Source organism: Pseudomonas rossensis (genome assembly GCF_039888995.1).
Classification (GTDB): Bacteria; Pseudomonadota; Gammaproteobacteria; order Pseudomonadales; family Pseudomonadaceae; genus Aquipseudomonas; species Aquipseudomonas rossensis.
Genome location: NZ_JBBWCB010000004.1, coordinates 21,413 through 45,813, shown reverse-complemented (window position 1 = coordinate 45,813; position 24,401 = coordinate 21,413). Strand labels below are relative to the sequence as shown.

The following is a 24,401-nucleotide window of genomic DNA, read 5'->3' as shown; positions in this document are numbered from 1 at the left end:
TTACGCCCCTAGATTGAGGTCGTTAATTTTTTCAAACTTTCCCAGCACGGAATTAAGCGCAGCTCGGGCGCTTTCAACTGTGTGGGTCACCATAAAGGCGTTATTGCCCTCAAGTGGAATTCCCCCAGAAGCTGCATCAGCGAGGATATCCATCACACTGGCAAGAAGATCCGAAGCGATATGCAAAGCGTTTTGAACATTTATGTCCGGGTTAACCCTAAACAGTTCTTGTTTTTTGTGTGCGTGGGCAGGAGAGATAAAACGAACTTCGGTAGTAGTGAGATGTTTCATTGTGCGCCCCCAGCCAACACGGCTTCAAAGAAGCGAGCGCGGGCCATTTCGGCGTTATAACGCTGATGGCGAACTTTGAGGCTGGAACCGCTCTTGAGCTGAGCAACAGCGCGAGCACGGTGACGCTCGACCTTGTTCAAGACTTCGGACGGAGTGAGGCTGAAAAGACGGGTAAGCATGGGTGACGCTCCTTTTGCTGAGGAGCTGCCACTGATTGCCGCGAAGCAATGAGGGGTGGCAGCTGTACGCGGGTTCGCGGACCGGGGCAAAAGGGTCCCGGCAGGACCGAAGTCCTCCCACGCACAGCCGCCATAACACGTAACTGCGGGCACAAAAAAAGCGCCTGCAATCGTAATGGGGGCGCTGTTGCGCCTTTTGCTGATCGGGCCGCGACGCCCGGTCGCTGAATTTGCAGCGACCGTAAAACGATAACCGCGAAAGCTATCACTGGCAACCGATTTCGGCAGTCGTGCCCTTGTGCCCACAGTAGTGCCCAGCCTTGGGCATGGGCACGACTGCACAAAAAGGGCACGACTGGAGCGCGTAACGTTCGGGTCGCTCACTGTTTCGCAACCCCAGAGTGCTCGCCTTGGGCTTTGTCTCGGGCGGCAATCTTGGATTGCAGCCAGGCTTCCACTTCGGCCATGACGTAATAAGTGGCAGCTTGGCGGGAGTCACCATCCCTGATCGGCAGGGGGAAGTTCGGGTCTTTCGCCTTCAGTTTTTCAAGGCCGGATCGTGTTACGTCCAGCCAATGACAGAGGGCAAGCTGGCGGATCAGCCCCTTACTAGGCTTGGGATTATTCGGATGCATCTGTACGCCTCCATACGGTTGAGGCTTGCCACGTTATGCACCCGATCTAGCGGAGTCATTGCAATTGCAAAACTATTTTGTGTGTTTTTGCGGGCGCTGGGGCTGGATTCCAGCCTCAATCTCTGCATTCTCTTTTGCCAGGGAGGCCGCCGAAAACGCTACGTCGATGCTCTTTTTACTCATTCCCCTATAAGTGGCTTGGGGCATGAGTTCTCGTAGCTCGTTGTTTATTTTCGTTTTGTTGTAGCTGTCCCCGCGAGCCTCCCGAATAAGCTCTAGCATTCCGGCAATAATCAGCCGCATGCATGGTTGGTCTTCGTCCTTGGAGTTGTCACCCCCAGCTTTGCGATGGCGTTTATCAACATGCACACCATTGCTGTTAGCGAATGGACTTATGATGTATGCAGTAAGCGCGTCGTGGTCATGATCGCGCTCGATTTCCCACGTTTCACCGCAGGTGTGATTAATAACCGGAATGCTTGCTGCCGACGAGGCGCGCAGGATGTTTTTTGCCGCTAATGTTACCTCCTGAGGTGCATATACCCGCTCGTAGTGAGAGTCGGAAACTGCAATCAATCGTCTATCTGAATCTGCTACGAAGACTGCGAATGTAATTCCTATAGAACTGTTTATTGTCCCGCAATCGGGTATTGGAAAGGGCAGGATCTGCATCGAGCCCTGTGCATCAATATCGGTAAGGTTGCTAAGCCCTACTTCGCTAACAATAGACGGCTGCACAAATTGAAAGTTACTTCCGGGATATTGAGTTTTGTCCTTAGGCCTAAATTTAATGTACGCAGGGGCTATTCCAGAGTTGGAGTATGTATCCATGTCGTCAATGTTGATGTTTAGACCTGTAAGTCTCGACAGCAACAGAGCTGCCTGTTTCTCGCTTATGTAATAGCTGCCCACGGTTGTTCGCCTCTTTGTAACGCTTAAGTGGTAAGTCAATCATCGGGTGATTTAGATGTTAAGTTTGTGCCCGTTTGAACTCCACTACATTGCCTACAGCGAGTATGTCCAAGTGGTCGGCGTACCACTGCATCATCGTCGTTCGCTGGGCCAGGTATTGGGCTTTGTTGTACACCCCGGCAATTCCGTCTTTGACGTGCGATAGCTGGGCTTCGATATGGTTTTCGTCGAAGCCGTGTTCGTTGAGGATCGTGCTGGCAATATGGCGGAACCCGTGGCCAGTCTGCCGACCTTCATAGCCAAGGCGACGTAAGGCCATTAGGAAAACGGTATTGGAGCGCGGCTTGGTGGTGTCGCTACGGCCTGGGAACAGCAGCAAATACGCCCCGGTAATGTTGTGCAGAGCGTGCAGCAGTTCGATGGCTTGGCGTGGCAAGGGCACTACGTGTTCACGACGACGCTTCATTCGTTCGGCGGGAACGATCCACAGGCCTCCGTCTAAATCGAACTCAGACCACCGGGCCTCTCGCAGTTCAGACGGACGACAGGCAAGCATAGACAGCAGGTGCAGACCGATACGAACGTCTGCCGCACTTGGGTACGCTCTGAGGGCCCGCAATAGAGGCGGCAGCTCGTCGATTGAAACATGGGCATAATTTTCGGCTGGCTTAGTCAGCAGAAACTTGTGCAGCCCTTCAAGCGGGTTGTGAGTAGCGCGACCTGTCACACGGGCCAGGTCGTAAATTTCCCGGCACATGCCGCGTACTCGGCTGGTCTGCTCGACAATGCCGGTCTGCTCCATGCCGCGCAGAAACTCCATCCACTCCATCGGCAGAATTCCTTGATAGGGTCGCTTGCCAAAAACCGGGAACACATGAAGCTCCAGGGCGCCGATAGTTCGGGTGGCAGTGCCAGCACTCCAGCCTTTGCGCTTGTTGGCGTACCACTCGCGGGCCAGATGCTCGAAAGTGTTATTGGCGGCTTCGCGATCCGCTGCCTTTTGGGCGCGCTGGGTGGCGAGCATGCTGCCATCTTTCATTGTGCTGTCGCGTAGCTCTGCCGCCTTTTGACGTGCCTGTTCGCCGGTCAACTGGTGGCTGCCCTTGCCGTAGCCTCCCAAGCCTAGCCAGGACCATTTGCCATCGGCTTTTTTGTAACGCAGCTCCCAGGATTTCTGGCCGGTGGGCTTCACTCGCAGATAGAGCCCGGCGCCATCCAGTTCACGGTAGGTGCTGGCTTCAGGCTCAAGGCTGGCCAGGGTGGTGTCTGCCATCGGACGGCGCTTAATTTCCGAACGCTTCATGCGTGTATGCCCCAGTTTCAATTATAAGGCGAGCATACAAGGAGGCATACACGGGGTGCAATGCTGTGTGGGTTCATTCGGGGATGTCCAGACACAAGAAAGCCCGCGCGGGGCGGGCTTCTTGGGGTGTTTCCGAGTCATGTGGGAACATGTGGAAACTAGTATTTGGTGGAGCCGGGGGGATTTGAACCCCCGTCCGCCAGTACTCCGCTGTCGGTACTACATGCGTAGCCGTGTCTATTAAGTTAACCCTCAGCGACCCGACGGGCAGGGTGCTTTGGGCGAGTTGTGTAAGTTTTAGCCGCTTCGTCCACAACGTACTGCACGGCGATTCTGTTCTATATGACAATCACTTTGGGTTTACAGACATCCCCTGATGATTGCTGGACCCGAAGGTACCAGGAGGGAAGGGCTAAGGCTGCTTACGCAGCGAGAGCGTATTCCCCGTAGGTTTCGTCATTGGCAACTATAGAAAGTTGCAACAGTGGATTTACGAGTTCTGTTACCAACTCGGCATGCACCTAAAGTTTCGCAACCGGCGTCGAATCCTAAACGGCCCCGAGCCTGTTGCTCGGTGAATCAAGTGAGCAACAGACGTGCGCAGTGTACGCCAACGCGGCTCAGAAGGCCAACCCGAAGGTTGGCCGCGAGTGATCATGGGTCGTTGCTCAGTGTGTCAGCGCCAATGCCTGGATGGCCTCGGTGGCGCATTTCTTGTCGTCCCCGGAGGCTTTTGAAGCTTCGGCGCTGGCCAGCAGTCTTTTGATCTCCATTGTGGTGTTATCGGAGCTCGCCGGCAGTGATGTCACTTTGGCTTTGAGCTCTTGAAGCTTGCTCGTACAAAGGTCGTTGTCCGCTGCAAATACGGGAGAGGCCAACATTGCAGCAGACATGAACAAACCAGCAAGTGCGGTACGTTTCATGGATATCTCCTTGAACTGATGGTCTCGGTGCTGCCGTATGAGCGGGCGGCTCGGCCGAGGTCGAAAAACAAGCCACGATTAATGAGGCCTACTTAAAAGACTACGACGCAGCGCAGGAATTCGGTTTTTTCAGAAAGGCTATGAAAAAATTGTTTGATAGAAGCAATGGCTTTAAACGCTGGCGCAATCGCTTCTTTTCGCTGGTGGCCTCTTCCACGTGAGCAACCCAGATGCAACAAAACCCGCAATTGGCGGGTTTTGGTTTGCTTCATATTGGGTGGCTCCGGGGGCCACCAGCCCAACCCGAAGGTTGGCCTTGTACTGGATTACTTCCCACCTTTATTCGCGTTCTTGATTTGCTGGATAGTTTGTTCGGTCTCGGCGATGCAGTCATCCGTCCCTTCCTTGGTGCCTTTTGCCTGATCGGCTTTGGCTTTCGTGACGCTTTCCATTACCTGATCAGTCATCTCAGGAGGAGTCTGTGTCTTGGCATTTTCGATGGTTTTCAAGTTGACCGCACAGAGGTCTTCGGCGGCAAACGAGGTGGACGCCATCAGCGAGACAGTAACGAACAGACCTAACAGTACAGAACGTTTCATGAGTATCTCCTTGAACTGAGGGTCCAGGCATCGCTGGCCGTCAGGACGGGCTGCCGAGTTTGGGTAAAGCCCGGTAATTTCCGGGCTTATTCTGTGGACTACGGCAGCGCATAAGGGTTCTATTTTTCGTACATAACCCTCGCCTGCGTTACCCGATCCACCAGATAGACTAGCCCGTGGTAGTTAATTCCGCCGTGTTGCGTCAGACCTATCTCACACGTGCGGCTGGTAGAAATCCCCTCGCTGCATTGCCGAACCGCGTTCTTGAGCGTTCTTAGCGAATGAGCGTTCAATTCCGGCGTAGTGAAACCCTTGTCCCCGGCAAATCCGCAACAGTGAATGCCTTCGGGGATGACCACCGTTTTGCTGCACTTGCGCGCCAGATCGATCAACGCCTGACTTTCCCCAAGGTGCTGGGTGCTACAGGTGACGTGCACTGCGATTGGCGCATCCTGGGGCGTGAAATCCAGACGATCCATCAGATGCGTACGAATGAAACGCACCGGGTCGTACAGGTCCAGACGCACATCACCCAGGTCCTGGGCCAGTCGCAAGGTGCAGGGGCTGGTGTCGCAATAGATCGGGTCGAGCCCGCCGCGACTGGCGTGCAGCAAGGCGCCGATCAGTTCCTGGCGTTTTTGCTCGGCCTGTTCGGCGTAGCCCTTGGAGGCGAACGGTTGCCCGCAGCAGAGGTTGTCCAGGTTGTCCGGGAAGACCACTTGGTAACCGGCTTTTTCCAGCAGCCCACGGGTTTTGTCGTACAGCGACATTTGCTCTTCATCACCCGCCGCCGGGCCCATTGCCCGCGAGACGCAGGCCGCCAGGTACACCACTCGAGGGCGTTCGTCCGACACGGCCGGGCTGAAGCGAATGGCTTTTTCCGGTTGGGGCATGGCGTTGGTCCACTGCGGGACCTGACCTTTGGATAGGCTCGTCAACGTTGCCGAAAGCTTTGCCAATCGTGGCGCCCCCAGCAGCATCCGTGCACCGTTGGCCACGTGCAGGGTGAAACGTGCACCTTGCAGCGCAGTGGCGAAATTACCTTCCAGCCAATTGGCGGTTTTTGTATGAGTTGCCTTCCGGCTGCGGAGCTTTTTCACCAGCTCGCCGGTGCTGATTCCTACAGGGCAACGCTGCGCGCAGAGGCCGGTGGCGGCGCAGGTGTCGATGCCTTGGTATTCGTAAGCGGCTTCGAGTTCGGTGGTGTCCACGCCAGCGCGTTTCTTCGCCTGAATGTCACGCCAGATCACGATGCGCTGGCGCGGGCTCAGGGTCAGGCCTTTCGACGGGCAGACCGGTTCGCAGAAGCCGCACTCGATGCACTTATCCACAATCTCATCGGCGGCCGGCAACGGCTTCAGGTGCTTGAGGTGGATCTGCGGATCCTCGCTGAGCACCACGTCCGGGTTGAGAATGCCATTAGGGTCGAGCAGACGTTTAAGCTGCCACATCAACTGGTAGGCATCGCTGCCCCATTCCAGTTCGACAAAGGGCGCCATGTTGCGCCCGGTGCCGTGTTCAGCTTTCAGCGAGCCGCCGAACTCCACCGCTACCAGTTGCGCCACGTCGTCCATGAACGCCTGATAGCGTGCGACTTCTTCCGGGTTGTTGAAGCCTTGGGTGAAGACGAAGTGCAGATTGCCTTCCAGCGCGTGTCCGAAAAGGATCGCTTCGTCGTAGTGATGTTTGTCGAACAGCTCGATCAAGCGGTTTACGCCGATGGCCAGTTGTTCAACCGGGAAGGTCACGTCTTCGATGATCACCGTGGTGCCGGTTTTGCGCACCGCGCCGACAGCGGGGAAGGTGTCTTTGCGGATTGCCCAGAGCCGGGCGTTTTCCACCGGGTCTTCGGTGAAGTCGACTTGTTTTTCCACCGGGAAAGAAGTCAACGACGCCGTGATGTGCGCCAGTTGTTCCTGCAGCAATGTGGACGATGCGGCGCGGGACTCGATAAGCAGCGCGCAGGCATTGTTCGACAGCTGTTGTACGAAAGCGGGCATGCCGGGTTTGTCCTGCACCGAACGCAGACTGCGTCGGTCCAGCAGTTCCACGGCCGACACCGGTTGGCTTTTCAGCACGGTGACGGCGTTGCAGCAGGTCTCCACGTCCGGAAACACGATCAGCGCCGAGGCCTTGTTCGGATGATCGATCACCGTGTCGTAAGTCACCGCGCTGATGAAGCCGAGGGTGCCTTCGGAGCCCACCAGCAAGTGGCTCAAGATATCCACAGGCTCGTCGAAATCCACCAGCGCATTAAGTGATAGCCCGGTGGTATTTTTCAGACGGTATTTGTGGCGAATTCTCGCCGCCAGTTCGGCATTGGCACGGGTTTCGCGGCCTAACGTTGCCAGGCGTTCAAGCAGCGAAGCGTGGCTCTCACGAAACGCCGCAACACTCGCCGCATTTTCGGTATCGAGACGGCTGCCGTCGGCCAGCACCAGACGAATGCCAGCCAACGTGTGATAGGTATTTTGCGCCGTGCCGCAGCACATGCCGCTGGCATTGTTGGCGACGATGCCACCGATTTTACAGGCATTGATCGAGGCCGGGTCCGGGCCTATCTTGCGCCCGAACGGCGCCAGCCACGCGTTGGCCTGCGCGCCAATCACGCCCGGTTGCAGACGGATTTGCGTGCCTTGGCCACGGATCTCGCGACCGTTCCAGTTATCCCCCAGGACGATCAACACCGAATCGCTGATGGCCTGGCCTGACAGGCTGGTGCCGGCGGCGCGGAAGGTCACCGGGACCTGATCCCGTTGCGCCAGTTTCAGCAGCGCCACCACTTCATCTTCGGATTCAACACGAATCACCAGTTTCGGAATCAGCCGGTAGAAACTGGCGTCGGTGCCGAAGGCCAAGGTCGACAGCGGGTCGTCGAAACGTCGCTCCTGGGGGATCAGTTGCTGCGCATCTCGCAGGAAAGCCTCGGGTAGATTCATTGGTCCTCCAGGATCATGACCACGAGGTCTTTCGGGCCGTGAGCGCCGTAAGCCAGGACCTGCTCGATGTCAGCAGTTTTTGAAGGGCCGGACACCAGCAACGCGTTGGTCGGCATGCCTTGGGCCCACTCGAATTCCTGCTGCACTTGATAGAAGTTGTCGCGGATTTCACTGGCCTTGAGCAGGGCGAAATGCACTGGCGGCACCAGGCTCATCAGGCGCGGTTCTTCCCGCGTCGGCCAGAGAATCAGACTACCTGTGGCAGCGATTGCACCGAGGGTGCCGGTCAGGCTGGCCGGCGTGTCATTGAACAATTCGGTCTTCCATTCTTCAGCCGGACGTTCGTAGGATTTGAGCGTTGGCAGATCAGGATTTTTCGCCCAGTGCTGAGTGACGCGTTGCCCGTGAGGCGTAGTCGGTGCAATCAACAAACTCGGCAACTGACGGTCCCGCAACAACTGAGCAAGCAACGAAGGCCAACCTTCGCCGGACGTCAGATGGATTTCGGTGTGCACCGCTTCCATCAGTTTGCGCAGCTGCGGGATGCGTTGCTGGGCGGTGTACGTGTAGGGCGCTGTCACCAGTTCGACGTCAAATTCGTCAGGCACCGGCGTGGTACCCGTCAGACTTTTCCGTAACTTGGCGAGGATATTTTGCTTGGCGCTCATCAACGATCTCCCTGTTTGGCCAGATGCTCGCGGGCCATGTCATGCAGTGAGCGGGCAGCGGGCTTCGGTGCGCTGTGGTTTTGCGTCCAGGGGCCGACGTTGCTCGGCGCCAGCGTGCGCAAGCGAGTGGCAAAGAAGCCGAACAGTCGATAAAGCGTGGGTGAACTGTTGAGCTTCGCCCAGGCATTCCAGATAAACCGTTCTTTACGCGAGTACTTGCTGCCCTGGCCACGCATCACTTGATGAGGGCTGTCCGGGGCTTTGACGTTCTCTTCCCGTAGGCGACGCAGCAGCGCCGGAATCGGAATTTTTACCGGACAGACTTCACCGCAGGCGCCACACAGCGACGAGGCACTCGGGTGGTCCGGGACTTTCGCCAGACCGACCATGTGCGGGGTGATGATTTTTCCGATAGGTCCAGGGTAAACCTCCCCATAGGCGTGGCCGCCGATTCGGGTGTAGACCGGGCAATGATTCATACAGGCGCCGCAGCGGATGCAGTTCAGGGTCTGGCGCAATTCGCTGTCGGCGAAGGCCTGGCTGCGACCGTTGTCGAGCAATACCAGGTGCACTTCCTGAGGGCCGTCGAGTTCATGTTCCTTGCGCGGGCTGGAGATCATGTTGACGTAGGTGGTGATCGGCTGGCCGAGGGCTGAACGGGTCAGCAGTGATAGCAGCGGCACCACATCGCGCAGGTTTTCCACGACTTTTTCGATGCCGGTGACGGCGATGTGCACCGGTGGCACCGTGGTGGTCATGCGCCCGTTGCCTTCGTTTTCCACCAGCAGCAAGGTGCCGGTTTCGGCCACGGCGAAGTTGACGCCGGAGACGCCGATGTCCGCTTCGAAGAATTTCTGTCGCAAGACTTTGCGACCGATCTGAATGAGTTGGTCAACGTCCTTGGTGTATTCCACGCCAAGTTTGTCGTGAAACAAGGACGCGACCTGACCGGCATTCTTGTGGATCGCCGGCATAATAATGTGTGAAGGCTTCTCGTGGTCGAGCTGGACGATGTACTCGCCCATGTCCGATTCCAGACATTCAATGCCCTGTTCAGCGAGGAAGTGATTCATTTCCATCTCTTCGCTGACCATCGATTTGCCCTTGATCACTTGCCGCCCCTCGTGAGCGCGGATGATCGAGAGGACGATGCCATTGGCCTCATCCACCGTTTCCGCCCAGTGCACTGTCACACCGTTGCGGGTCAGGTTCTGTTCAAGCTGCTCGAGCAGGTCGGGCAACTTGGATAAAGCACGGGCACGGACAGCATTGCCCAGCGCTCGCAAATGTTCTCTTTCGTGGGCATCGCTGAAGGACGCTGCCCGTTTTGACATCAATGAATCCATCGCAGTGCGAAAGTTGTTTCGCAGCTGCTTGTCACCCAACGCCTTATGAGCCCGGGTGCGGAAATCTTCTTCTACGGCGACCGTAGGAATAATCGCGGAAGCGTTCATAGAACACCTCCCGTTCGCTGCCAAAGGAAGCTGGCCAGGTGTTGGCCGCGCAACGCTTCCTTCTGTTTCTCCAGCGAGCCGTTGATGTTCATCAGACAACCGCAGTCGGCACTCAGTACCTTGTGCGCGCCGGATTCCTTCAACGAGCGCGTCTTGTCAGCCACCATCGCGCCGGAAATGTCTGGCATACGGACGCTGAAAGTCCCACCGAAGCCACAGCATTCACTTTCATGGTTGTGGTCGACTCGCTCCACGTTACGGAGTTGCGCCAACAACTCGCGGCCATGCAAGTGGGTGTTCATCTCACGGCGTGCCGAGCACGACGTGTGCAACGCTACTTTGACTGGCTCGCCACTGTCCTTGAGCTGCACCTTGCAGACAAACAACAAAAACTCGGCCAGTTCATAAGTCCGGGCAGCCAGCGCCTGAACCTGTTTCAGCGTGTCCGGCTCGTCCTTGAACAAGTCGGCGTAGTGTTCGCGCAACATCCCGGCACACGATCCCGATGGCACCACCACCGGATAGTCCCCGGCAAACAGCGCCAGTTGCGAGCGTGCCACGCTCCTCGCCTGCTCGGTGTAACCCGAGGTGTAGGCCGGTTGCCCGCAGCAGCTTTGCCCCTGCGGATACTCGACACGAATGCCTTCGCGTTCCAGCAAGTGAATCGCGTCCATCCCGGCTTCAGGGTAGAACAAATCCACCACGCAGGTTCCGAACAGGTAGACCCGTGACGGTTTCTCGCTGGGGTATTGCCGAGGCTCGGGCAGTGGCGGGGCGACGCGGGTCGCATTCGGCACAGCGTTGTAAAAAAGCTCGCTCATCAGGCGTGTCTCTCGGCCGGTTATCCGTCCGCTGAGGCTGCTGAATATAGAGAGGCAAGCTTTCAGCAGCCTTACAGACCGGGTTGTGAATAGCTGACGCCGGAATCGTGGTCCGGCGTCGGTTTTTGCTTTTTATCGTGTAGTACTTAGTGCACCAGCATTCCGGTGAACCAGTAGGCCTGAGCCAGGGTGATCAAGCCGACGATTGTTGCAAAGAATAGGCTGTGCTTGAGGGTGAAACGGAACAGATCCGATTCCTTGCCCACCAGTCCGGTCGCGGCGCAGGCCACGGCGATCGATTGTGGCGAGATCATCTTGCCGGTCACTCCGCCGCTGGTGTTCGCCGCTACCAGCAACACGTCACTGACGCCGATCTGGTGTGCGGTGGTCGCTTGCAGCGAACTGAACAGTGCGTTGGACGAGGTATCGGAACCGGTCAGGAACACACCCAGCCAGCCGAGGAACGGCGAGAAGAACGGGAATGCTGCACCGGTGCCTGCCAGAACCAGCGCCATGGTCGAGGACATGCCCGAGTAGTTAGTGACGAAGGCAAAGGCGAGCACCATACCGATGGACAGAATCGGCCAGCGCAGCTCGTAGAAGGTCTCTTTAAAAGTGGTCAGACCAGTTTTGACATGGATCCTCAAGACCAGCATCGAGATCAGCGCAGAGAAGAAAATCGCCGTGCCGGTCGCGGAAATCGGGTCGAGTTTGAACACCGCCGGAATAGCGGTCGGGGCGGCCACGATCGGTGCGACCTTGATCACCATTTGGTCCAGGTGCGGGATCGCGAAGTTGAACACCCAGCTGTACATCGACCCGCCAGCGGCAAACATCGCCTTGAAGGGTTTCAAGGTCCAGATGGTCACCAGCACGGTGAGGATCAGGAACGGTGACCAGGCTTTGAGAATTTCACCGAAGCTGTAGGGCGAAGCCACGGTGCTGCGCGGCAGGCCGAAACCGCCAGCGCTGGCGCTCACCACGGAAGCCGAGACGGCACCGACGATGTGTTGGCCTGCGGCGCGTTTCGGTTGCCAGACTTTCAGGAACAGCGTCAGGGAAATCAGGCTGGCCAGGGCCGAGGTGATATCCGGCAGTTCCGGGCCGATGAAGTTCGACGTGAAGTATTGGGTGATGGCAAAGCTCAAACCGGCTACCAGTGCTGCCGGCCAGGTTTCCCGCACGCCGCGCAGGCCATCCATCATGAACACCAGCCAGAACGGCACGAACAGCGACAGCAGCGGCAGTTGGCGGCCAGTCATGGCGCCGATCTTGAACGCGTCGATACCGGTGACTTGCCCGGCAACGATGATCGGAATCCCCAGGGCGCCGAAGGCAACCGGTGCGGTGTTGGCGATCAGGCACAGGCCCGCGGCGTACAACGGGTTGAAGCCCAGTCCTACCAACAGTGCGGCGGTAATCGCGACCGGCGCACCGAAACCGGCGGCACCTTCCAGGAAGGCGCCGAAGCAGAAGCCGATCAGCAGCACTTGCAGGCGCTGGTCGTCGGTGATCGACAGCACCGAGCTGCGGATCACTTCGAACTGTCCACTCTTGACCGTCAGTTTGTAGAGGAATACCGCCGCCACGATGATCCAGGCAATCGGCCACAGACCGTAGGCGAAACCATAGCCGGCGGCGGCGAAGGCCATGTCGACGGGCATCTGGAAGGCGAAGATCGCCACGGCAATGGACAAGGCCAGCGTGATGCTGCCGGCCACGTGTCCTTTGAGTCGGAACACGGCCAATGCCAGGAAGAAAAACACGATGGGGATAACGGCCGCGAGCGCGGACACGCCGAGACTGCCGAGCGGAGAATAGAGCTGTTGCCAGGTTTGCATATGGGGTGGCCCCTAATTGTTGTTGGTCAGGCACTGGTCAGCGTTCTTGGGTAATTGGTAATACCAATTTACAATCGCTGTTGGCTAGGGTAAAAGCGTTGTAGGCGGTGTGTCAATTTGCCGCCCTAAAACTTTTGTCGAATACGCGGTGCAGAAGTCATCTGGTCCGCTCGACCAAATGCCGTCTGGCAGGTGCTGACACAGCCCTGATAGGCCAGAATAGAGACCCCGGCGAGCCGTCGGGATCGTGGAGAAATGAGTTATGGGGTTTGATCAGATTCGTCAGCGCCGTTTGTCTGACGATATTGTCGAGCAGCTCGAGGGGATGATTCTCGAGGGCACGCTGAAGGCGGGTGAGCGCTTGCCGGCCGAACGTGCGTTGGCCGAGCAGTTCGGCGTGTCACGCCCTTCGTTGCGCGAAGCGATTCAGAAACTGGCGGCCAAGGGCTTGCTGGTCAGTCGCCAGGGTGGCGGCAATTATGTGGTGGAGTCGCTGGGGTCAACCTTCAGCGATCCGCTGCTGCATCTGCTGGAAAGCAACCCTGAAGCGCAGCGCGATCTGCTGGAATTTCGTCACACCCTGGAAGCCTCCTGCGCCTATTACGCAGCCATGCGTGCTACGGACGTTGATCGCGAGCGATTGACCGCGGCCTTCAATGAATTGCAGGACTGCTATACGCGTCACGACGAGGTAAGTCGGGCGGAAGAGGGGGCGGCGGATGCGAAATTCCACCTGGCAATTGCTGAAGCCAGTCACAACGCGGTGTTGCTGCACACCATTCGCGGGTTGTTCGATCTGCTCAAACGCAACGTGGTGACGAATATCGGCGGGATGTACAAGCAGCGTACGGAGACCCGCGACATGCTTATCACGCAGCACCGGGAGTTGTACCTGGCGATTATTGAAGGAAGGGCCGAGCAGGCGCGGGAAGTCTCCAGCCGACACATTTTGTATGTGCAGGAAGTGCTGGAAGAAGTGCGTCAGGAAGTGCAGCGCATGGCTCGGGCGGAGCGGCGCAAAGGAATGTGATTATTTAAAGCAAAAGATCGCAGCCTGCGGCAGCTCCATGGATACGCGATCTATGTAGGAGCTGCCGCAGGCTGCGATCTTTTCGCAAGCGCCACAACACTCAGGCCGAAAGATTAATCTTCCTTGCCCTTGTTGCGCACCGCACGCTGCAATTCGCGACCGGCGTCGCGTTCGCGTTCGGTATCACGCTTGTCGTATTCCTTCTTGCCCTTGCCCAGAGCGATCTCGCACTTGACCATATGCTTGCTCCAGTACCAGGACAGGCACACGCAGGCGTAACCTTTTTGCTGCACGGCAGTGGCCAGCTTTTCCAGCTCGCGGCGGTTGAGCAGCAATTTTCGGGTGCGGGTCGGGTCAGCGATGACGTGGGTGCTGGCGGTCATCAGCGGCGTAATGTGGCTGCCGAGCAGCCAGGCTTCGCCATCCTTGAGCAGTACGTAACTGTCAACCAGTTGTAGCTTGCTTGCCCGCAGACTTTTTACTTCCCAGCCGGCCAGGACCAGGCCAGCCTCGAACTTGTGCTCGATGAAGTAATCGTGTCGCGCCTTTTTGTTTTGCGCGATGGTCCCTGTTGGGTGTTTCTTCTGTTTAGCCATAGGGGCGGCATTATAGGGAGTTGCACGCGAGTCGGCTACGGTATCGCTACGTGCTTGAGCAGGTTGATTGAATCCCGGACAATGCGGCCTCTTTTTTGAACGCTTGGGCGTGATAACGATGTCGACAGACAAGGTTTCTGTCCACGGCAGTTGGGCTAGCCGCTGGGTCTTCATACTCGCCGCGACCGGTTCGGCCGTGGGCCTGGGTAGTATCTGGAAATTCCCGTACATGGTCGGTGTCTACGGCGGCGGCGCCTTCGTGCTGATGTTCCTGGCCTGTATCGCGCTGATCGGTGTGCCGGTCATGCTGGCCGAAACCCTGATCGGCCGCCGTGCACGGCAGAGCCCGGCCAACGCCCTGAAGGTATTGGCGCTGGAAGCCGGGCATTCGGGTAAATGGTCCTGGGGCGCATTCGCCGGGATGATCACGGCGTTGTTGATTCTGTCTTTCTATAGTGTGGTCGGCGGCTGGTCGCTGGATTACATCATCGACATGGGCCGTGGCGACTTCCAGGGGGTGACGGCTGACCAGGTTGGCGCCTACTTTGGGAATGTGATCGCCGATCCATGGCGCCTGACACTTTGGCACACGATTTTCATGCTGCTGTCGGCCGTGGTCATCGCCAAGGGCGTGGTCGCCGGCCTGGAGCGCAGCCTGCGGATCATGATGCCGCTGCTGTTTGTGATGGTGATTGTTCTGCTGGGCTACAGCATGACCACCGGCCATTTCATGGAGGGCGTGCATTTTATGTTCGACTTCCACCCGGAAAAAGTACTCGACGGCTTGCTGCCCGCCATGGGGCACGCGTTTTTTTCCCTAAGCGTGGGCGTCGGTTCGATCATGATCTACGGCGCCTACATGCCAAAGAACTCATCGATTTCCGGCACCATCGTCGGTGTGGCACTGCTCGATACCTTCGTTTCCCTGGTCGCTGGTCTGGCATTGTTTCCGATTGTGTTTGCCGCGGGCCTGAACCCGAGCGAAGGCCCTGGCCTGATGTTCGTAAGCCTGCCATTTGCCTTTGGTAACGTAGCGTTTGGTCAGTTGATGGGCGTAGTGTTCTTCGTGCTGGTAGCGATCGCAGCCTGGAGTTCGGCGATTTCCCTGCTCGAACCGATGGTGGCTTACCTGGTTGAACGCACGAAAGTCAGCCGCGCGTGGGTCACCTTCTGGCTGGCATTTATCTGCTGGTTTGTCGGTCTGGGCACGGTGTTTTCCTTCAATATCTGGAAGGAAGCCAAATTTTTCGTGAACGAAGGCGGGATGTTCCATCTCTATCAATGGGGTGCGGCCGGAGGCCTGGACTTCTTTGGTGTGATCGATTTCTTCACCTCGCGGATCATGTTGCCACTCGGTGGTTTGTGTTTCGTGGTGTTTGCAGGCTGGGTGATGGGGCGTGAAGCGGTACGCGACGAGTTGTCGATCCGCAACCCTGCGTTGTTCGCCCTGTCCTTGTTCTTGATGCGCTATGTGGCGCCCATCGGCATTCTCGTAGTGTTTGCCGCCCAGCTGTGGAAGTGACGCTGACATGACGACACACATTCAACGTTCGGCCCTGCTGCCGTATCCGGCACAAGCGCTGTATGACCTGGTCAATGACGTGGCGCGTTACCCGGAATTTCTGCCGTGGTGCTCATCGGCCGAAGTCCTGGAGAATTCTCCTGAGCATATGCGCGCTAGCGTCGGCGTGGCCAAGGGCGGTCTCAGCCAGCATTTCGTAACGCACAATACGCTGGTACCTGGGCATTCGATCGAGATGAACCTCGAGGAAGGCCCGTTCAATCAATTGCATGGCGTCTGGGTGTTCAAGCCGTTGGGCGAGAAAGCCTGCAAGATCAGCCTGGACCTGTCGTTCGATTACGCCGGGCCGATTGTCCGCGCGACCCTGGGGCCGTTGTTCAATCAGGCGGCCAATACGTTGATGGATGCCTTCTGCCAGCGCGCCAAGCAGATGCATGGTTGAGGCCGTGATCGACGTTGAGGTGGTGTATGCCGCCATTGATCGGCAGGTGCTTCTCTCGGTGACGGTTCCAGCCGGAGCGACAGTGCGGGCGGCTTTGCTGAAGTCAGGCATCGGCAAGGCGTTTTTCGAGCTGGATCTGGCCAGTTGCCCGGTGGGGATCTTCGGTAAAGTGATCGCTGATCCAGACAAACATCCTGTCCAGGCTGGAGATCGCATCGAGATATACCGGCCATTGCTGGCTGATCCGAAAGAAGTTCGTCGGGTGCGCGCAGCCAAGGCTGCTGAGGCCAAAACCCGGAATCAGTGATTCGCTCAAACGCTGGAGAATAAAAAACCCGGACATGCCGGGTTTTTTATTGCGTCGCAAATTATTGCGGCGAGGTTTCCAGAGGTTCTGGAGTTGGGACTGGAACGGTTTCTACACCGTCGACATCCTTCTGGATCTGGTCCAGCAACGAACCTGGCTTGACCGGTTTTTCTGGTTTCGGCTTCTCGACGTTTTCTGCTGGTGCAGCAACTGTAGTGCCGCTGTCCTTGCCGAGAATGGCTTCGTCGCGGCTCACGCCTGGCATGAAATCACCAGAGAGGCTGACAAGCTGGTCATTTGGGTTGAAGATAACGCTAATGCGTTCCTGTTGGCGTTCACCGCCACCCGGTTGCAGGCTGTACAGATAATCCCAGCGATCGGCATGGAACGTGTCGGTCAACAGAGGGTTGCCCATGATAAACCGTACTTGCTTGCGGGTCATTCCCGGGCGTAACTGGTCTATCATGTCCTGCGTGACGACATTGCCCTGCTGGATGTCGATTTTGTAAACCCCGGGGAATGAACAACCGGCGAGTGCGAGCAGTCCCACAAAGGTGAAACTGGTTAGCAAGAGCTTGGTGTTTTGCATCGGTGGGCGACTTCCACTATCTTGGCTGGGACAACGTAAACGCCGATCATACCCGCATTAAGAGAAGCTGCGAAGCAGCATCGCGAGAAAGCTGACCATGGTTGAAAATAGCGAACTACGCAAAGCCGGCCTCAAAGTGACCCTTCCACGGGTCAAAATTCTGCAAATGCTCGATTCCGCCGAGCAACGCCACATGAGTGCCGAGGATGTCTACAAGGCGCTGATGGAGGCTGGTGAGGACGTCGGTCTGGCCACGGTTTACCGTGTCCTGACTCAGTTCGAGGCAGCTGGCCTTGTGGTGCGGCACAACTTCGACGGGGGCCATGCGGTCTTCGAGCTGGACGACGGCAAGCATCACGACCATATGGTCAACGTCGAGACCAGTGAAGTGATCGAATTCTTCGACGAAGAAATCGAGCGGCTGCAGAAGGCAATCGTCGACAAGTATGGCTTCGAGATGGTTGATCACAACCTTGTGCTGTACGTACGCAAGAAAAAGTAAGCATGTCGCGCGAACTTAAGGTTCGCGAAACGAGCGAAGGCGACCCCAGGGTCGCCTTCGTGCTTTCTGCCGGTCTTAAATTTTCGCGGTGACGACCATTTTCCTGGCATGAGCCAGAGATTCCTTTGTAAGGTCGATGCCTCCCAGCATCCGCGCCACTTCTTCGACACGATCGTTCTTGCTCAGCTTGGAGACGGCTGTGTGAGTGGCATCTTCGCCGCGCACTTTGTGTACGAATAGATGTTGATGTCCCTGCGCTGCTACTTGCGGCAAGTGAGTTACCGTCAATACCTGCCCGCGCTCCCCAAGTCGACGCAGCAATTGGCCCACGATTTCGGCGGTCGGACCACCGATGCCCACGTCCACTTCGTCGAACACCAGGGTCGGTACGCGGGAGGTCTGCGCGGTGATCACTTGAATCGCCAGGCTGATCCGTGACAATTCGCCGCCGGATGCTACTTTTGCCAGGGCTTTCAGCGGTTGCCCTGGGTTGGCGCTCACGAGCAGTTCTACCTGCTCAAGTCCATTTGGCAGGAGTTCATCGCTGCCGTTGGGGCGCAGTTCGATGGTGAAACGACCGCCGGGCATGCCCAGTCGCTGGATTTCCTGCTCCACGGCGCTGGCCAGGCTGTTCGACGCCTGATGGCGCAAATCGCTCAGCTCACGAGCCTTCTCCTGATAATGACGGGCATAGGAGGCCAGTTCATCGCTCAGGCGCTCGATGGATTCGTCGTTGGCATTCAGGGTTTCGATTTCATCCAGCAAGCGCTGCTGCATCTCGGCCACTTCGGTCGGCTGGATGCGGTGTTTGCGCGCCATGGTATAGATCGCATCAAGGCGTTCCTCCAGGTACTGAAGGCGCGCTGGATCGGCATCGAATTTATCAAGGAAGCGGTTCAGTTCTCCCACGGCTTCTTCGACCTGGATCTGTGCACTGGTCAGCAGGCTGCTGGCTTCACCCAGGGCCCCAATCGAATTGTTGACGCTCGAAAGGCGATTGAGGCTGGCGGTGAGGGCGTTCAGTACATTCCCGGAATCACTTTCGCTGCATTGTTCGACCACTTGTCGGCAAATGCCTAGCAGGGTTTCGGCGTTGGTCAGGTTCTTATGTTCCTGTTCCAGCTGCTCTAGTTCACTTTCGCCGAGGCCGAGGTTTTCCAGCTCTTCGAGTTGATAACTGAGCAATTGATGGCGAGCGCGCTGCTCATCGCCGGAATTGGAAAGGCGTTCCAGCTCCTGGCGGGTCTGGCGCCAGCGTTGGGCGGCCAGGTGTACCTGACGGGCAAGGTCCGTTGCACCGGCGTACTCGTCGAGTAGACGACGGTGCGTGTCGGTCTTGAGCAGGGATTGATGTTCATGCTGGCTGTGGATATCGATCAGCAGTTCACCCAGGGCTTTGAGGTCGCCGAGGGGACAGGGCGTGCCGTTGATGTAGCCACGCGAGCGCCCTTCGGCGGTGATCACCCGGCGCAGAATGCACGGGCCGTCGCTCTCCAGGTCGCGCTCGGCCAGCCAAGCACTGGCTTCTGGAATATCGACCAGATCGAAGGTTGCCAGGATATCGGCCTTGTCAGCGCCGGGACGGACCACGCCGCTGTCGGCGCGATCGCCCAGGGTCAGGCCGAGGGCGTCGAGCATGATCGACTTGCCGGCGCCGGTTTCCCCAGTGATCACGCTCATCCCGCGATCGAGTTCGAGATCGAGATGTTCAACGATGGCGTAGTTATGTACGGACAGGTGCACCAGCATAAAGGCCGCTCCCAGGCTTTAGGTCTGGTTATTTATACAGTGTTTTGTTTCTGGCTGACAATGCCCTCCCTTAGCTCGATTTGCTTGATCCGACGAAATCCTAAGTGCGCCTGGGAATGACAATGCATCTGTTTTTTGTAGGGTTAATAAATAAGCGCCCCTTGAAGCTGAATTTTGCGGCCCCATATAGCTGGGCAGAAGCGCGAGTTGAGCTCGCGGACGATATTGAAAGGAGAAATCTATGGCTGACGAACAGACAGTGGATACGCAAAATCTAGACGCCGATCAGGCTGCCCAGGATTCGGGTGATGAACTGGCGGCTCGTGTTCAAGTGCTCGAAGAGCAATTGGCTGGCGCTCATGATCAGGCTTTGCGTGTAGCGGCTGATCTGCAGAACGTCCGCCGTCGCGCCGAGCAGGATGTAGAAAAGGCTCACAAGTTCGCACTGGAGAAATTCGCCGGTGACTTGTTGCCGATCATCGACAGCCTGGAGCGTGGTCTGGAGTTGTCCAGCCCGGACGACGAAAGCATTCGTCCAATGCGCGAAGGCATCGAGCTGACCCTGAAAATGTTCCAGGACACCCTGAAACGTTATCAGCTGGAAGCGATCGATCCGCATGGCGAACCGTTCAACGCCGTTCAGCATCAGGCAATGGCCATGCAGGAAAGCGCCGACGTCGAGCCGAACAGCGTGCTCAAGGTGTTCCAGAAGGGCTATCAGCTCAACGGTCGCCTGCTGCGCCCGGCCATGGTCGTGGTCAGCAAGGCACCGGCACCGGTTTCGCCTTCGATTGACGAGCAGGCTTGAAATTAGCCGCAAGGCCCCCATTTAGAAGTCAAGCGTTTAAGTGCTACCGCAGTTAGCCACCACTGCTGCGGCAACCAAATCCAAAGTTTCGGGAGAGTGAACATGGGCAAAATTATCGGTATCGACCTGGGGACTACCAACTCCTGCGTCTCCGTGCTTGAAAACGGCGTAGCCAAAGTTATTGAAAACGCTGAAGGCACGCGTACCACGCCGTCGATCATCGCTTACGCCAACGATGGTGAAATCCTCGTTGGTCAATCGGCCAAGCGTCAGGCTGTGACCAATCCGCACAACACCCTGTATGCGGTGAAGCGTCTGATCGGTCGTAAGTTCGACGAAGAAGTCGTACAGAAAGACATCAAGATGGTCCCGTACAAAATCGCCAAGGCTGATAACGGCGATGCGTGGGTTGAAGTGAACGGCCAGAAAATGTCGCCGCCACAAATCTCGGCTGAAATTCTGAAGAAAATGAAGAAGACCGCCGAAGACTACCTCGGCGAGCCAGTGACCGAAGCGGTGATCACTGTTCCGGCTTACTTCAACGACAGCCAGCGTCAAGCCACCAAAGACGCCGGCCGCATTGCGGGCCTGGACGTAAAACGTATCATCAACGAACCAACCGCAGCCGCTCTGGCTTACGGTATGGACAAGGCGAAGGGCGATCACACCGTGATCGTTTACGACTTGGGCGGCGGTACTTTCGACGTTTCCGTGATCGAAATCGCTGAAGTCGATGGCGAGCACCAGTTCGAAGTACTGGCCACCAACGGTGACACGTTCCTGGGCGGTGAAGACTTTGACATTCGTCTGATCGACTACCTCGTTGATGAATTCAAGAAAGAAAGCGGCATGAACCTTAAAGGTGACCCGCTGGCCATGCAGCGCCTGAAAGAAGCCGCTGAAAAAGCCAAGATCGAACTGTCTTCGAGCAATTCGACCGACGTGAACCTGCCGTACATCACTGCAGACGCCACCGGTCCTAAGCACTTGAACGTGAAAATCTCCCGCGCCAAGCTCGAAGCGCTGGTAGAAGACCTGGTTCAACGCACCATCGAACCTTGCCGCATCGCTCTGAAAGACTCGGGCATCGACATTGGCGCCATCAACGACGTGATCCTGGTCGGCGGTCAGACCCGTATGCCACTGGTTCAGAAGCTGGTGACCGAGTTCTTCGGTAAAGAAGCGCGTAAAGATGTGAACCCGGACGAAGCGGTTGCCATGGGTGCTGCTATCCAGGGCGCAGTATTGGCCGGTGACGTGAAAGACGTTCTGCTGCTGGACGTTAGCCCGCTGACTCTGGGTATCGAAACCATGGGTGGCGTGATGACCGCGCTGATCGAGAAAAACACCACGATTCCTACCAAGAAATCGCAAGTGTTCTCGACTGCCGACGACAACCAGGGCGCTGTGACCATTCACGTGCTGCAAGGTGAGCGTAAGCAAGCCGCTCAGAACAAGTCTTTGGGCAAGTTCGACCTGGCCGAGATTCCACCAGCACCACGTGGCGTGCCACAAATTGAAGTGACCTTCGACATCGACGCCAACGGCATTCTGCACGTGGGCGCCAAAGACAAGGCTACCGGCAAGACTCAGTCGATCGTGATCAAGGCCAACTCCGGTCTGTCCGAGGAAGAGATTCAGCAGATGATTCGCGATGCTGAAGCCAACGTCGACGCAGATCGCCAGTTCGAAGAGCTGGCAACCGCTCGCAACCAGGGCGATGCGCTGGTTCACTCGACTCGCAAAATGGTCGCAGATGCTGGCGATAAAGTGACTGCTGAAGAGAAGACTGCAATCGAAGCTGCTGTTGTTGCGCTGGAAGCCGCTGTCAAAGGCGACGACAAGGCCGCGATCGAAGCCAAGGTTGAAGAGCTGTCGAAAGTCTCCGCTCCAGTAGCCCAGAAGATGTACGCCGAGCAGGCTCAACCTGCTGAAGGTGCTGCACCGCAAGGCGAATCGGCCGAGAAGGCTGACGACGTCGTCGACGCTGAGTTCGAAGAAGTCAAAGACCACAAGTAAGTTGTTGGTCGGCCGGTTGACTGCCTTTAGGCAGTGACTGGTAGGATGTCGCCGCGCGGGGGCTTGCTCCCGCGTTGGCGTGTCTGGAGTTAGCGAATTTTTACAGCATGCGACAAGGCTCGTGTGTTGGCGGTATGGCCGGAAATGCTCCTGCTTTTCGAGCCGAAAGTACCGCATCGAATCAAAGACCAGGATCGTTGAATTGACGTGAGTTGGGTCCGGGCCTGTATTGGGGCTCAACGAGTTTGGCAAGGCTCAGGAGAGGTTTGCCGAACGTCCTTAAGAGTGCAAAGACTTATGGCAAAGCGTGACTATTACGAAGTATTGGGTGTTGAGCGTGGCTCAAGCGAAGCAGACCTGAAAAAGGCCTACCGTCGCCTGGCAATGAAGCACCACCCGGACCGTAATCCCGATGACAAAGCGTCGGAAGATATGTTCAAGGAGGCCAACGAGGCCTACGAGGTGCTGTCCGATTCCAGCAAGCGCGCGGCGTACGACCAGTACGGTCATGCCGGTGTCGACCCAAGCATGGGCGGCGGCGGTGCCGGGTTTGGCGGTCAGAACTTCTCCGACATCTTTGGTGATGTCTTCAGTGACTTCTTCGGCGGCGGTCGCGGCGGTTCTCGTGGCGGCGCTCAGCGCGGCAGCGACCTGCGTTACACCCTGGAACTGAATCTGGAAGAAGCGGTGCGCGGTACGACCGTGAATATCCGTGTTCCGACATTGGTCAACTGCAAGCCGTGCGACGGTTCGGGTGCCAAGAAAGGTTCCTCACCGATCACTTGCCCGACGTGTGGCGGTATCGGTCAAGTCCGTATGCAGCAGGGCTTTTTCTCGGTGCAGCAGACATGTCCGCGCTGCCATGGCCAGGGCAAGATCATTTCCGATCCGTGCGACTCGTGCGACGGTCAAGGTCGTGTCGAAGAGTACAAAACCCTCTCGGTGAAAGTGCCGGCCGGTGTTGATACCGGTGACCGCATTCGTCTGTCCGGCGAAGGCGAGGCGGGGGCTCAGGGTGGCCCGACTGGCGACCTGTACGTGGTGATCAACGTGCGTGAGCACGCGATCTTTCAGCGCGACGGCAAGCACCTGTTCTGCGAAGTGCCAATCAGCTTTGTCGATGCTGCGCTGGGTGGTGAGCTGGAGATTCCGACCCTTGATGGTCGAGTCAAACTGAAAATCCCTGAAGGAACTCAGACCGGCAAGCAGTTCCGTGTTCGCGGCAAGGGCGTTGCGCCAGTGCGCGGCGGCGGTGCTGGTGACTTGATGTGCCGGGTGGCGGTCGAAACCCCTGTCAATCTGGGACGTCGTCAGCGCGAACTGTTGGAAGAGTTCCGTAGCTCGCTGGCAGATGACAACAGCCATTCGCCTAAAACCACTGGTTGGTTCGAAGGCGTGAAGCGCTTCTTCGGCGATTTGTAAGGAGTCGGCATGCGACGTATAGCTGTGATGGGCGCTGCCGGGCGCATGGGCAAGATTCTGGTCGAGGCGGTGCAGCAACGCGCGCCGCTGACCGGGCTGACGGCAGCCGTCGTACGCCCCGGCAGCACGCTGATTGGCGTGGATGCCGGTGAGCTGGCCTCGCTGGGGCGTATCGGTGTGCCGCTGTCCGGCAATCTGGACGCGGTGGCTGATGAGTTCGACGTGTTGATCGACTTCACGCTCCCGGAAGTCATGCTGAAAAACCTGGCGTTCTGCCGTAAGGCGGGCAAGGCCATGGTGATCGGCACGACAGGGCTGGACGCCGCGCAGAAGCAGCTGCTGGCCGAGGCCAGCAAGGATATTCCGATCGTGTTCGCAGCCAATTTCAGTGTCGGTGTAAACCTGTCGCTGAAGCTGCTCGACATGGCTGCTCGTGTGCTGGGTGATGAGGCGGATATCGAAATCATCGAGGCTCATCATCGGCACAAGATCGATGCGCCTTCAGGTACGGCTCTGCGCATGGGTGAAGTCATCGCGAGCGCCTTGGATCGTGATCTGCAGAAGGTTGCGGTCTATGGTCGGGAAGGCCATACCGGCGCCCGCGAGCGTGAAACGATCGGCTTTGCCACTGTTCGCGGTGGTGATGTGGTTGGCGATCATACGGTGCTGTTCGCCTGTGAGGGTGAGCGACTGGAGATCACTCACAAGGCGTCCAGTCGCATGACCTTCGCCAAGGGCGCTGTGCGTGCTGCGTTGTGGCTGGATAGCCGTGAGCCGGGTCTTTACGACATGCAAGACGTGCTCGACTTGCGTTAAGATGCCCCCGAAATCGGGTTCCAACACAGTGTTT

At 57.5% G+C, this 24,401-nt stretch carries 25 protein-coding genes and 1 other RNA gene; 9 read left to right on the top strand and 17 right to left on the bottom strand.

The genetic code is table 11. The features are described from left to right. From WLY71_RS02415 to WLY71_RS02350, 14 genes are all read right to left on the bottom strand, one after another. Positions 1-291 carry a DUF3077 domain-containing protein gene (locus WLY71_RS02415; protein WP_347802351.1) on the bottom strand — a complete coding sequence of 97 codons (291 nt, stop codon included), beginning with the start codon at positions 289-291 and terminating at the stop codon, positions 1-3. Continuing rightward, positions 288-470, bottom strand: coding sequence for a hypothetical protein (locus WLY71_RS02410; protein WP_347802350.1), 183 nt, complete (start codon positions 468-470; stop codon positions 288-290). Before WLY71_RS02410 ends, WLY71_RS02415 begins: the two co-directional genes overlap by 4 nt. A 380-nt stretch (positions 471-850) precedes the next feature. Beyond that, on the bottom strand, positions 851-1,105 hold the full coding sequence (locus tag WLY71_RS02405; protein ID WP_347802349.1) for a helix-turn-helix transcriptional regulator: 255 nt from the start codon (positions 1,103-1,105) through the stop codon (positions 851-853). A 72-nt stretch (positions 1,106-1,177) separates the two neighbouring features. After that, on the bottom strand, positions 1,178-2,017 hold the full coding sequence (locus WLY71_RS02400; RefSeq protein ID WP_347802348.1) for a hypothetical protein: 840 nt from the start codon (positions 2,015-2,017) through the stop codon (positions 1,178-1,180). Positions 2,018-2,075: 58 nt separating this feature from the next. After that, complete coding sequence (locus WLY71_RS02395) at positions 2,076-3,320, bottom strand: tyrosine-type recombinase/integrase (RefSeq protein ID WP_347802347.1); 1,245 nt, start codon at positions 3,318-3,320, stop codon at positions 2,076-2,078. A 166-nt stretch (positions 3,321-3,486) separates the two neighbouring features. Beyond that, positions 3,487-3,880, bottom strand: a transfer-messenger RNA (tmRNA) gene (ssrA, locus tag WLY71_RS02390). Between the two features lie 108 nt (positions 3,881-3,988). After that, complete coding sequence (locus tag WLY71_RS02385) at positions 3,989-4,243, bottom strand: hypothetical protein (protein ID WP_347802346.1); 255 nt, start codon at positions 4,241-4,243, stop codon at positions 3,989-3,991. Positions 4,244-4,335: 92 nt separating this feature from the next. After that, positions 4,336-4,515, bottom strand: a complete 180-nt coding sequence (locus WLY71_RS02380) for a hypothetical protein (RefSeq protein ID WP_347802345.1) — start codon at positions 4,513-4,515, stop codon at positions 4,336-4,338. 54 nt (positions 4,516-4,569) lie between these two features. Continuing rightward, positions 4,570-4,842: a hypothetical protein gene (locus WLY71_RS02375; RefSeq protein ID WP_347802344.1), complete on the bottom strand. Its 273-nt coding sequence runs from the start codon at positions 4,840-4,842 to the stop codon at positions 4,570-4,572. 119 nt (positions 4,843-4,961) lie between these two features. Next, complete coding sequence (locus tag WLY71_RS02370; RefSeq protein WP_347802343.1) at positions 4,962-7,781, bottom strand: FAD-binding and (Fe-S)-binding domain-containing protein; 2,820 nt, start codon at positions 7,779-7,781, stop codon at positions 4,962-4,964. After that, positions 7,778-8,449: a LutC/YkgG family protein gene (locus WLY71_RS02365; RefSeq protein ID WP_347802342.1), complete on the bottom strand. Its 672-nt coding sequence runs from the start codon at positions 8,447-8,449 to the stop codon at positions 7,778-7,780. Before WLY71_RS02365 ends, WLY71_RS02370 begins: the two co-directional genes overlap by 4 nt. Then, on the bottom strand, positions 8,449-9,903 hold the full coding sequence (locus WLY71_RS02360; protein ID WP_347802341.1) for a LutB/LldF family L-lactate oxidation iron-sulfur protein: 1,455 nt from the start codon (positions 9,901-9,903) through the stop codon (positions 8,449-8,451). The genes WLY71_RS02365 and WLY71_RS02360 overlap by 1 nt, the downstream gene beginning before the upstream one ends. After that, the gene (locus WLY71_RS02355) at positions 9,900-10,724 is read right to left on the bottom strand and encodes a (Fe-S)-binding protein (RefSeq protein ID WP_347802340.1); all 825 of its coding nucleotides are present in this window, start codon (positions 10,722-10,724) and stop codon (positions 9,900-9,902) included. Before WLY71_RS02355 ends, WLY71_RS02360 begins: the two co-directional genes overlap by 4 nt. A 146-nt stretch (positions 10,725-10,870) precedes the next feature. Then, entirely contained in the window at positions 10,871-12,565 is a 1,695-nt protein-coding gene (locus WLY71_RS02350) for a lactate permease LctP family transporter (protein WP_347802339.1), read from the bottom strand. 262 nt (positions 12,566-12,827) lie between these two features. On the opposite strand from WLY71_RS02350, the gene WLY71_RS02345 reads away from it, so the two are divergent. Continuing rightward, the gene (locus tag WLY71_RS02345) at positions 12,828-13,595 is read left to right on the top strand and encodes a GntR family transcriptional regulator (RefSeq protein WP_008149047.1); all 768 of its coding nucleotides are present in this window, start codon (positions 12,828-12,830) and stop codon (positions 13,593-13,595) included. A 113-nt stretch (positions 13,596-13,708) separates the two neighbouring features. Here the strand turns inward: WLY71_RS02345 and smpB are convergent, their stop codons facing one another. Further along, positions 13,709-14,191: an SsrA-binding protein SmpB gene (gene smpB / locus WLY71_RS02340; RefSeq protein ID WP_008149046.1), complete on the bottom strand. Its 483-nt coding sequence runs from the start codon at positions 14,189-14,191 to the stop codon at positions 13,709-13,711. Between the two features lie 118 nt (positions 14,192-14,309). Here smpB and WLY71_RS02335 point away from each other — a divergent pair, with 118 nt between their 5' ends. Genes WLY71_RS02335 through WLY71_RS02325 form a run of 3 tightly spaced genes read left to right on the top strand, consistent with a single transcriptional unit; the run spans position 14,310 to position 16,462 of the window. After that, positions 14,310-15,713, top strand: coding sequence for a sodium-dependent transporter (locus WLY71_RS02335; RefSeq protein ID WP_046045778.1), 1,404 nt, complete (start codon positions 14,310-14,312; stop codon positions 15,711-15,713). A gap of 7 nt (positions 15,714-15,720) precedes the next feature. Then, on the top strand, positions 15,721-16,155 hold the full coding sequence (locus tag WLY71_RS02330; RefSeq protein WP_347802338.1) for a type II toxin-antitoxin system RatA family toxin: 435 nt from the start codon (positions 15,721-15,723) through the stop codon (positions 16,153-16,155). Then, a complete protein-coding gene (locus WLY71_RS02325; RefSeq protein ID WP_347802337.1) occupies positions 16,148-16,462 on the top strand; it encodes an RnfH family protein in 315 nt (104 codons plus the stop codon). Before WLY71_RS02330 ends, WLY71_RS02325 begins: the two co-directional genes overlap by 8 nt. A 61-nt stretch (positions 16,463-16,523) precedes the next feature. Here WLY71_RS02325 and WLY71_RS02320 read toward each other — a convergent pair whose 3' ends face one another. Next, entirely contained in the window at positions 16,524-17,051 is a 528-nt protein-coding gene (locus WLY71_RS02320) for an outer membrane protein assembly factor BamE (RefSeq protein WP_095129507.1), read from the bottom strand. A gap of 97 nt (positions 17,052-17,148) precedes the next feature. On the opposite strand from WLY71_RS02320, the gene fur reads away from it, so the two are divergent. Next, positions 17,149-17,553, top strand: a complete 405-nt coding sequence (gene fur, locus WLY71_RS02315; protein ID WP_003197684.1) for a ferric iron uptake transcriptional regulator — start codon at positions 17,149-17,151, stop codon at positions 17,551-17,553. 75 nt (positions 17,554-17,628) lie between these two features. Here fur and recN read toward each other — a convergent pair whose 3' ends face one another. After that, entirely contained in the window at positions 17,629-19,302 is a 1,674-nt protein-coding gene (gene recN / locus WLY71_RS02310; RefSeq protein ID WP_347802336.1) for a DNA repair protein RecN, read from the bottom strand. Positions 19,303-19,543: 241 nt separating this feature from the next. On the opposite strand from recN, the gene grpE reads away from it, so the two are divergent. From grpE to dapB, 4 genes are all read left to right on the top strand, one after another. Further along, positions 19,544-20,110, top strand: coding sequence for a nucleotide exchange factor GrpE (gene grpE / locus WLY71_RS02305; RefSeq protein WP_033058135.1), 567 nt, complete (start codon positions 19,544-19,546; stop codon positions 20,108-20,110). A 102-nt stretch (positions 20,111-20,212) separates the two neighbouring features. Next, positions 20,213-22,129: a molecular chaperone DnaK gene (dnaK, locus tag WLY71_RS02300; protein ID WP_008149038.1), complete on the top strand. Its 1,917-nt coding sequence runs from the start codon at positions 20,213-20,215 to the stop codon at positions 22,127-22,129. Between the two features lie 297 nt (positions 22,130-22,426). Next, the gene (gene dnaJ / locus WLY71_RS02295) at positions 22,427-23,551 is read left to right on the top strand and encodes a molecular chaperone DnaJ (protein ID WP_008149037.1); all 1,125 of its coding nucleotides are present in this window, start codon (positions 22,427-22,429) and stop codon (positions 23,549-23,551) included. Positions 23,552-23,560: 9 nt separating this feature from the next. After that, on the top strand, positions 23,561-24,367 hold the full coding sequence (dapB, locus tag WLY71_RS02290) for a 4-hydroxy-tetrahydrodipicolinate reductase (RefSeq protein ID WP_347802335.1): 807 nt from the start codon (positions 23,561-23,563) through the stop codon (positions 24,365-24,367). Positions 24,368-24,401: the final 34 nt, after the last annotated feature.

Excerpts from the sequence above, each read along its gene's own strand:
- WLY71_RS02320 (WP_095129507.1), bottom strand. The coding sequence starts at position 17,051 with ATGCAAAACACCAAGCTCTTGCTAACCAGTTTCACCTTTGTGGGACTG.
- smpB (WP_008149046.1), bottom strand. The coding sequence starts at position 14,191 with ATGGCTAAACAGAAGAAACACCCAACAGGGACCATCGCGCAAAACAAA.
- WLY71_RS02385 (WP_347802346.1), bottom strand. The coding sequence starts at position 4,243 with ATGAAACGTACCGCACTTGCTGGTTTGTTCATGTCTGCTGCAATGTTG.
- WLY71_RS02380 (WP_347802345.1), bottom strand. The coding sequence starts at position 4,515 with ATGAAGCAAACCAAAACCCGCCAATTGCGGGTTTTGTTGCATCTGGGT.
- WLY71_RS02375 (WP_347802344.1), bottom strand. The coding sequence starts at position 4,842 with ATGAAACGTTCTGTACTGTTAGGTCTGTTCGTTACTGTCTCGCTGATG.
- WLY71_RS02330 (WP_347802338.1), top strand. The coding sequence starts at position 15,721 with ATGACGACACACATTCAACGTTCGGCCCTGCTGCCGTATCCGGCACAA.
- WLY71_RS02405 (WP_347802349.1), bottom strand. The coding sequence starts at position 1,105 with ATGCATCCGAATAATCCCAAGCCTAGTAAGGGGCTGATCCGCCAGCTT.
- WLY71_RS02410 (WP_347802350.1), bottom strand. The coding sequence starts at position 470 with ATGCTTACCCGTCTTTTCAGCCTCACTCCGTCCGAAGTCTTGAACAAG.
- WLY71_RS02350 (WP_347802339.1), bottom strand. The coding sequence starts at position 12,565 with ATGCAAACCTGGCAACAGCTCTATTCTCCGCTCGGCAGTCTCGGCGTG.
- grpE (WP_033058135.1), top strand. The coding sequence starts at position 19,544 with ATGGCTGACGAACAGACAGTGGATACGCAAAATCTAGACGCCGATCAG.
- WLY71_RS02355 (WP_347802340.1), bottom strand. The coding sequence starts at position 10,724 with ATGAGCGAGCTTTTTTACAACGCTGTGCCGAATGCGACCCGCGTCGCC.
- WLY71_RS02365 (WP_347802342.1), bottom strand. The coding sequence starts at position 8,449 with ATGAGCGCCAAGCAAAATATCCTCGCCAAGTTACGGAAAAGTCTGACG.
- WLY71_RS02415 (WP_347802351.1), bottom strand. The coding sequence starts at position 291 with ATGAAACATCTCACTACTACCGAAGTTCGTTTTATCTCTCCTGCCCAC.
- dapB (WP_347802335.1), top strand. The coding sequence starts at position 23,561 with ATGCGACGTATAGCTGTGATGGGCGCTGCCGGGCGCATGGGCAAGATT.
- WLY71_RS02395 (WP_347802347.1), bottom strand. The coding sequence starts at position 3,320 with ATGAAGCGTTCGGAAATTAAGCGCCGTCCGATGGCAGACACCACCCTG.
- dnaJ (WP_008149037.1), top strand. The coding sequence starts at position 22,427 with ATGGCAAAGCGTGACTATTACGAAGTATTGGGTGTTGAGCGTGGCTCA.
- WLY71_RS02325 (WP_347802337.1), top strand. The coding sequence starts at position 16,148 with ATGGTTGAGGCCGTGATCGACGTTGAGGTGGTGTATGCCGCCATTGAT.
- WLY71_RS02345 (WP_008149047.1), top strand. The coding sequence starts at position 12,828 with ATGGGGTTTGATCAGATTCGTCAGCGCCGTTTGTCTGACGATATTGTC.
- WLY71_RS02370 (WP_347802343.1), bottom strand. The coding sequence starts at position 7,781 with ATGAATCTACCCGAGGCTTTCCTGCGAGATGCGCAGCAACTGATCCCC.
- WLY71_RS02360 (WP_347802341.1), bottom strand. The coding sequence starts at position 9,903 with ATGAACGCTTCCGCGATTATTCCTACGGTCGCCGTAGAAGAAGATTTC.
- WLY71_RS02335 (WP_046045778.1), top strand. The coding sequence starts at position 14,310 with ATGTCGACAGACAAGGTTTCTGTCCACGGCAGTTGGGCTAGCCGCTGG.
- fur (WP_003197684.1), top strand. The coding sequence starts at position 17,149 with ATGGTTGAAAATAGCGAACTACGCAAAGCCGGCCTCAAAGTGACCCTT.
- dnaK (WP_008149038.1), top strand. The coding sequence starts at position 20,213 with ATGGGCAAAATTATCGGTATCGACCTGGGGACTACCAACTCCTGCGTC.
- recN (WP_347802336.1), bottom strand. The coding sequence starts at position 19,302 with ATGCTGGTGCACCTGTCCGTACATAACTACGCCATCGTTGAACATCTC.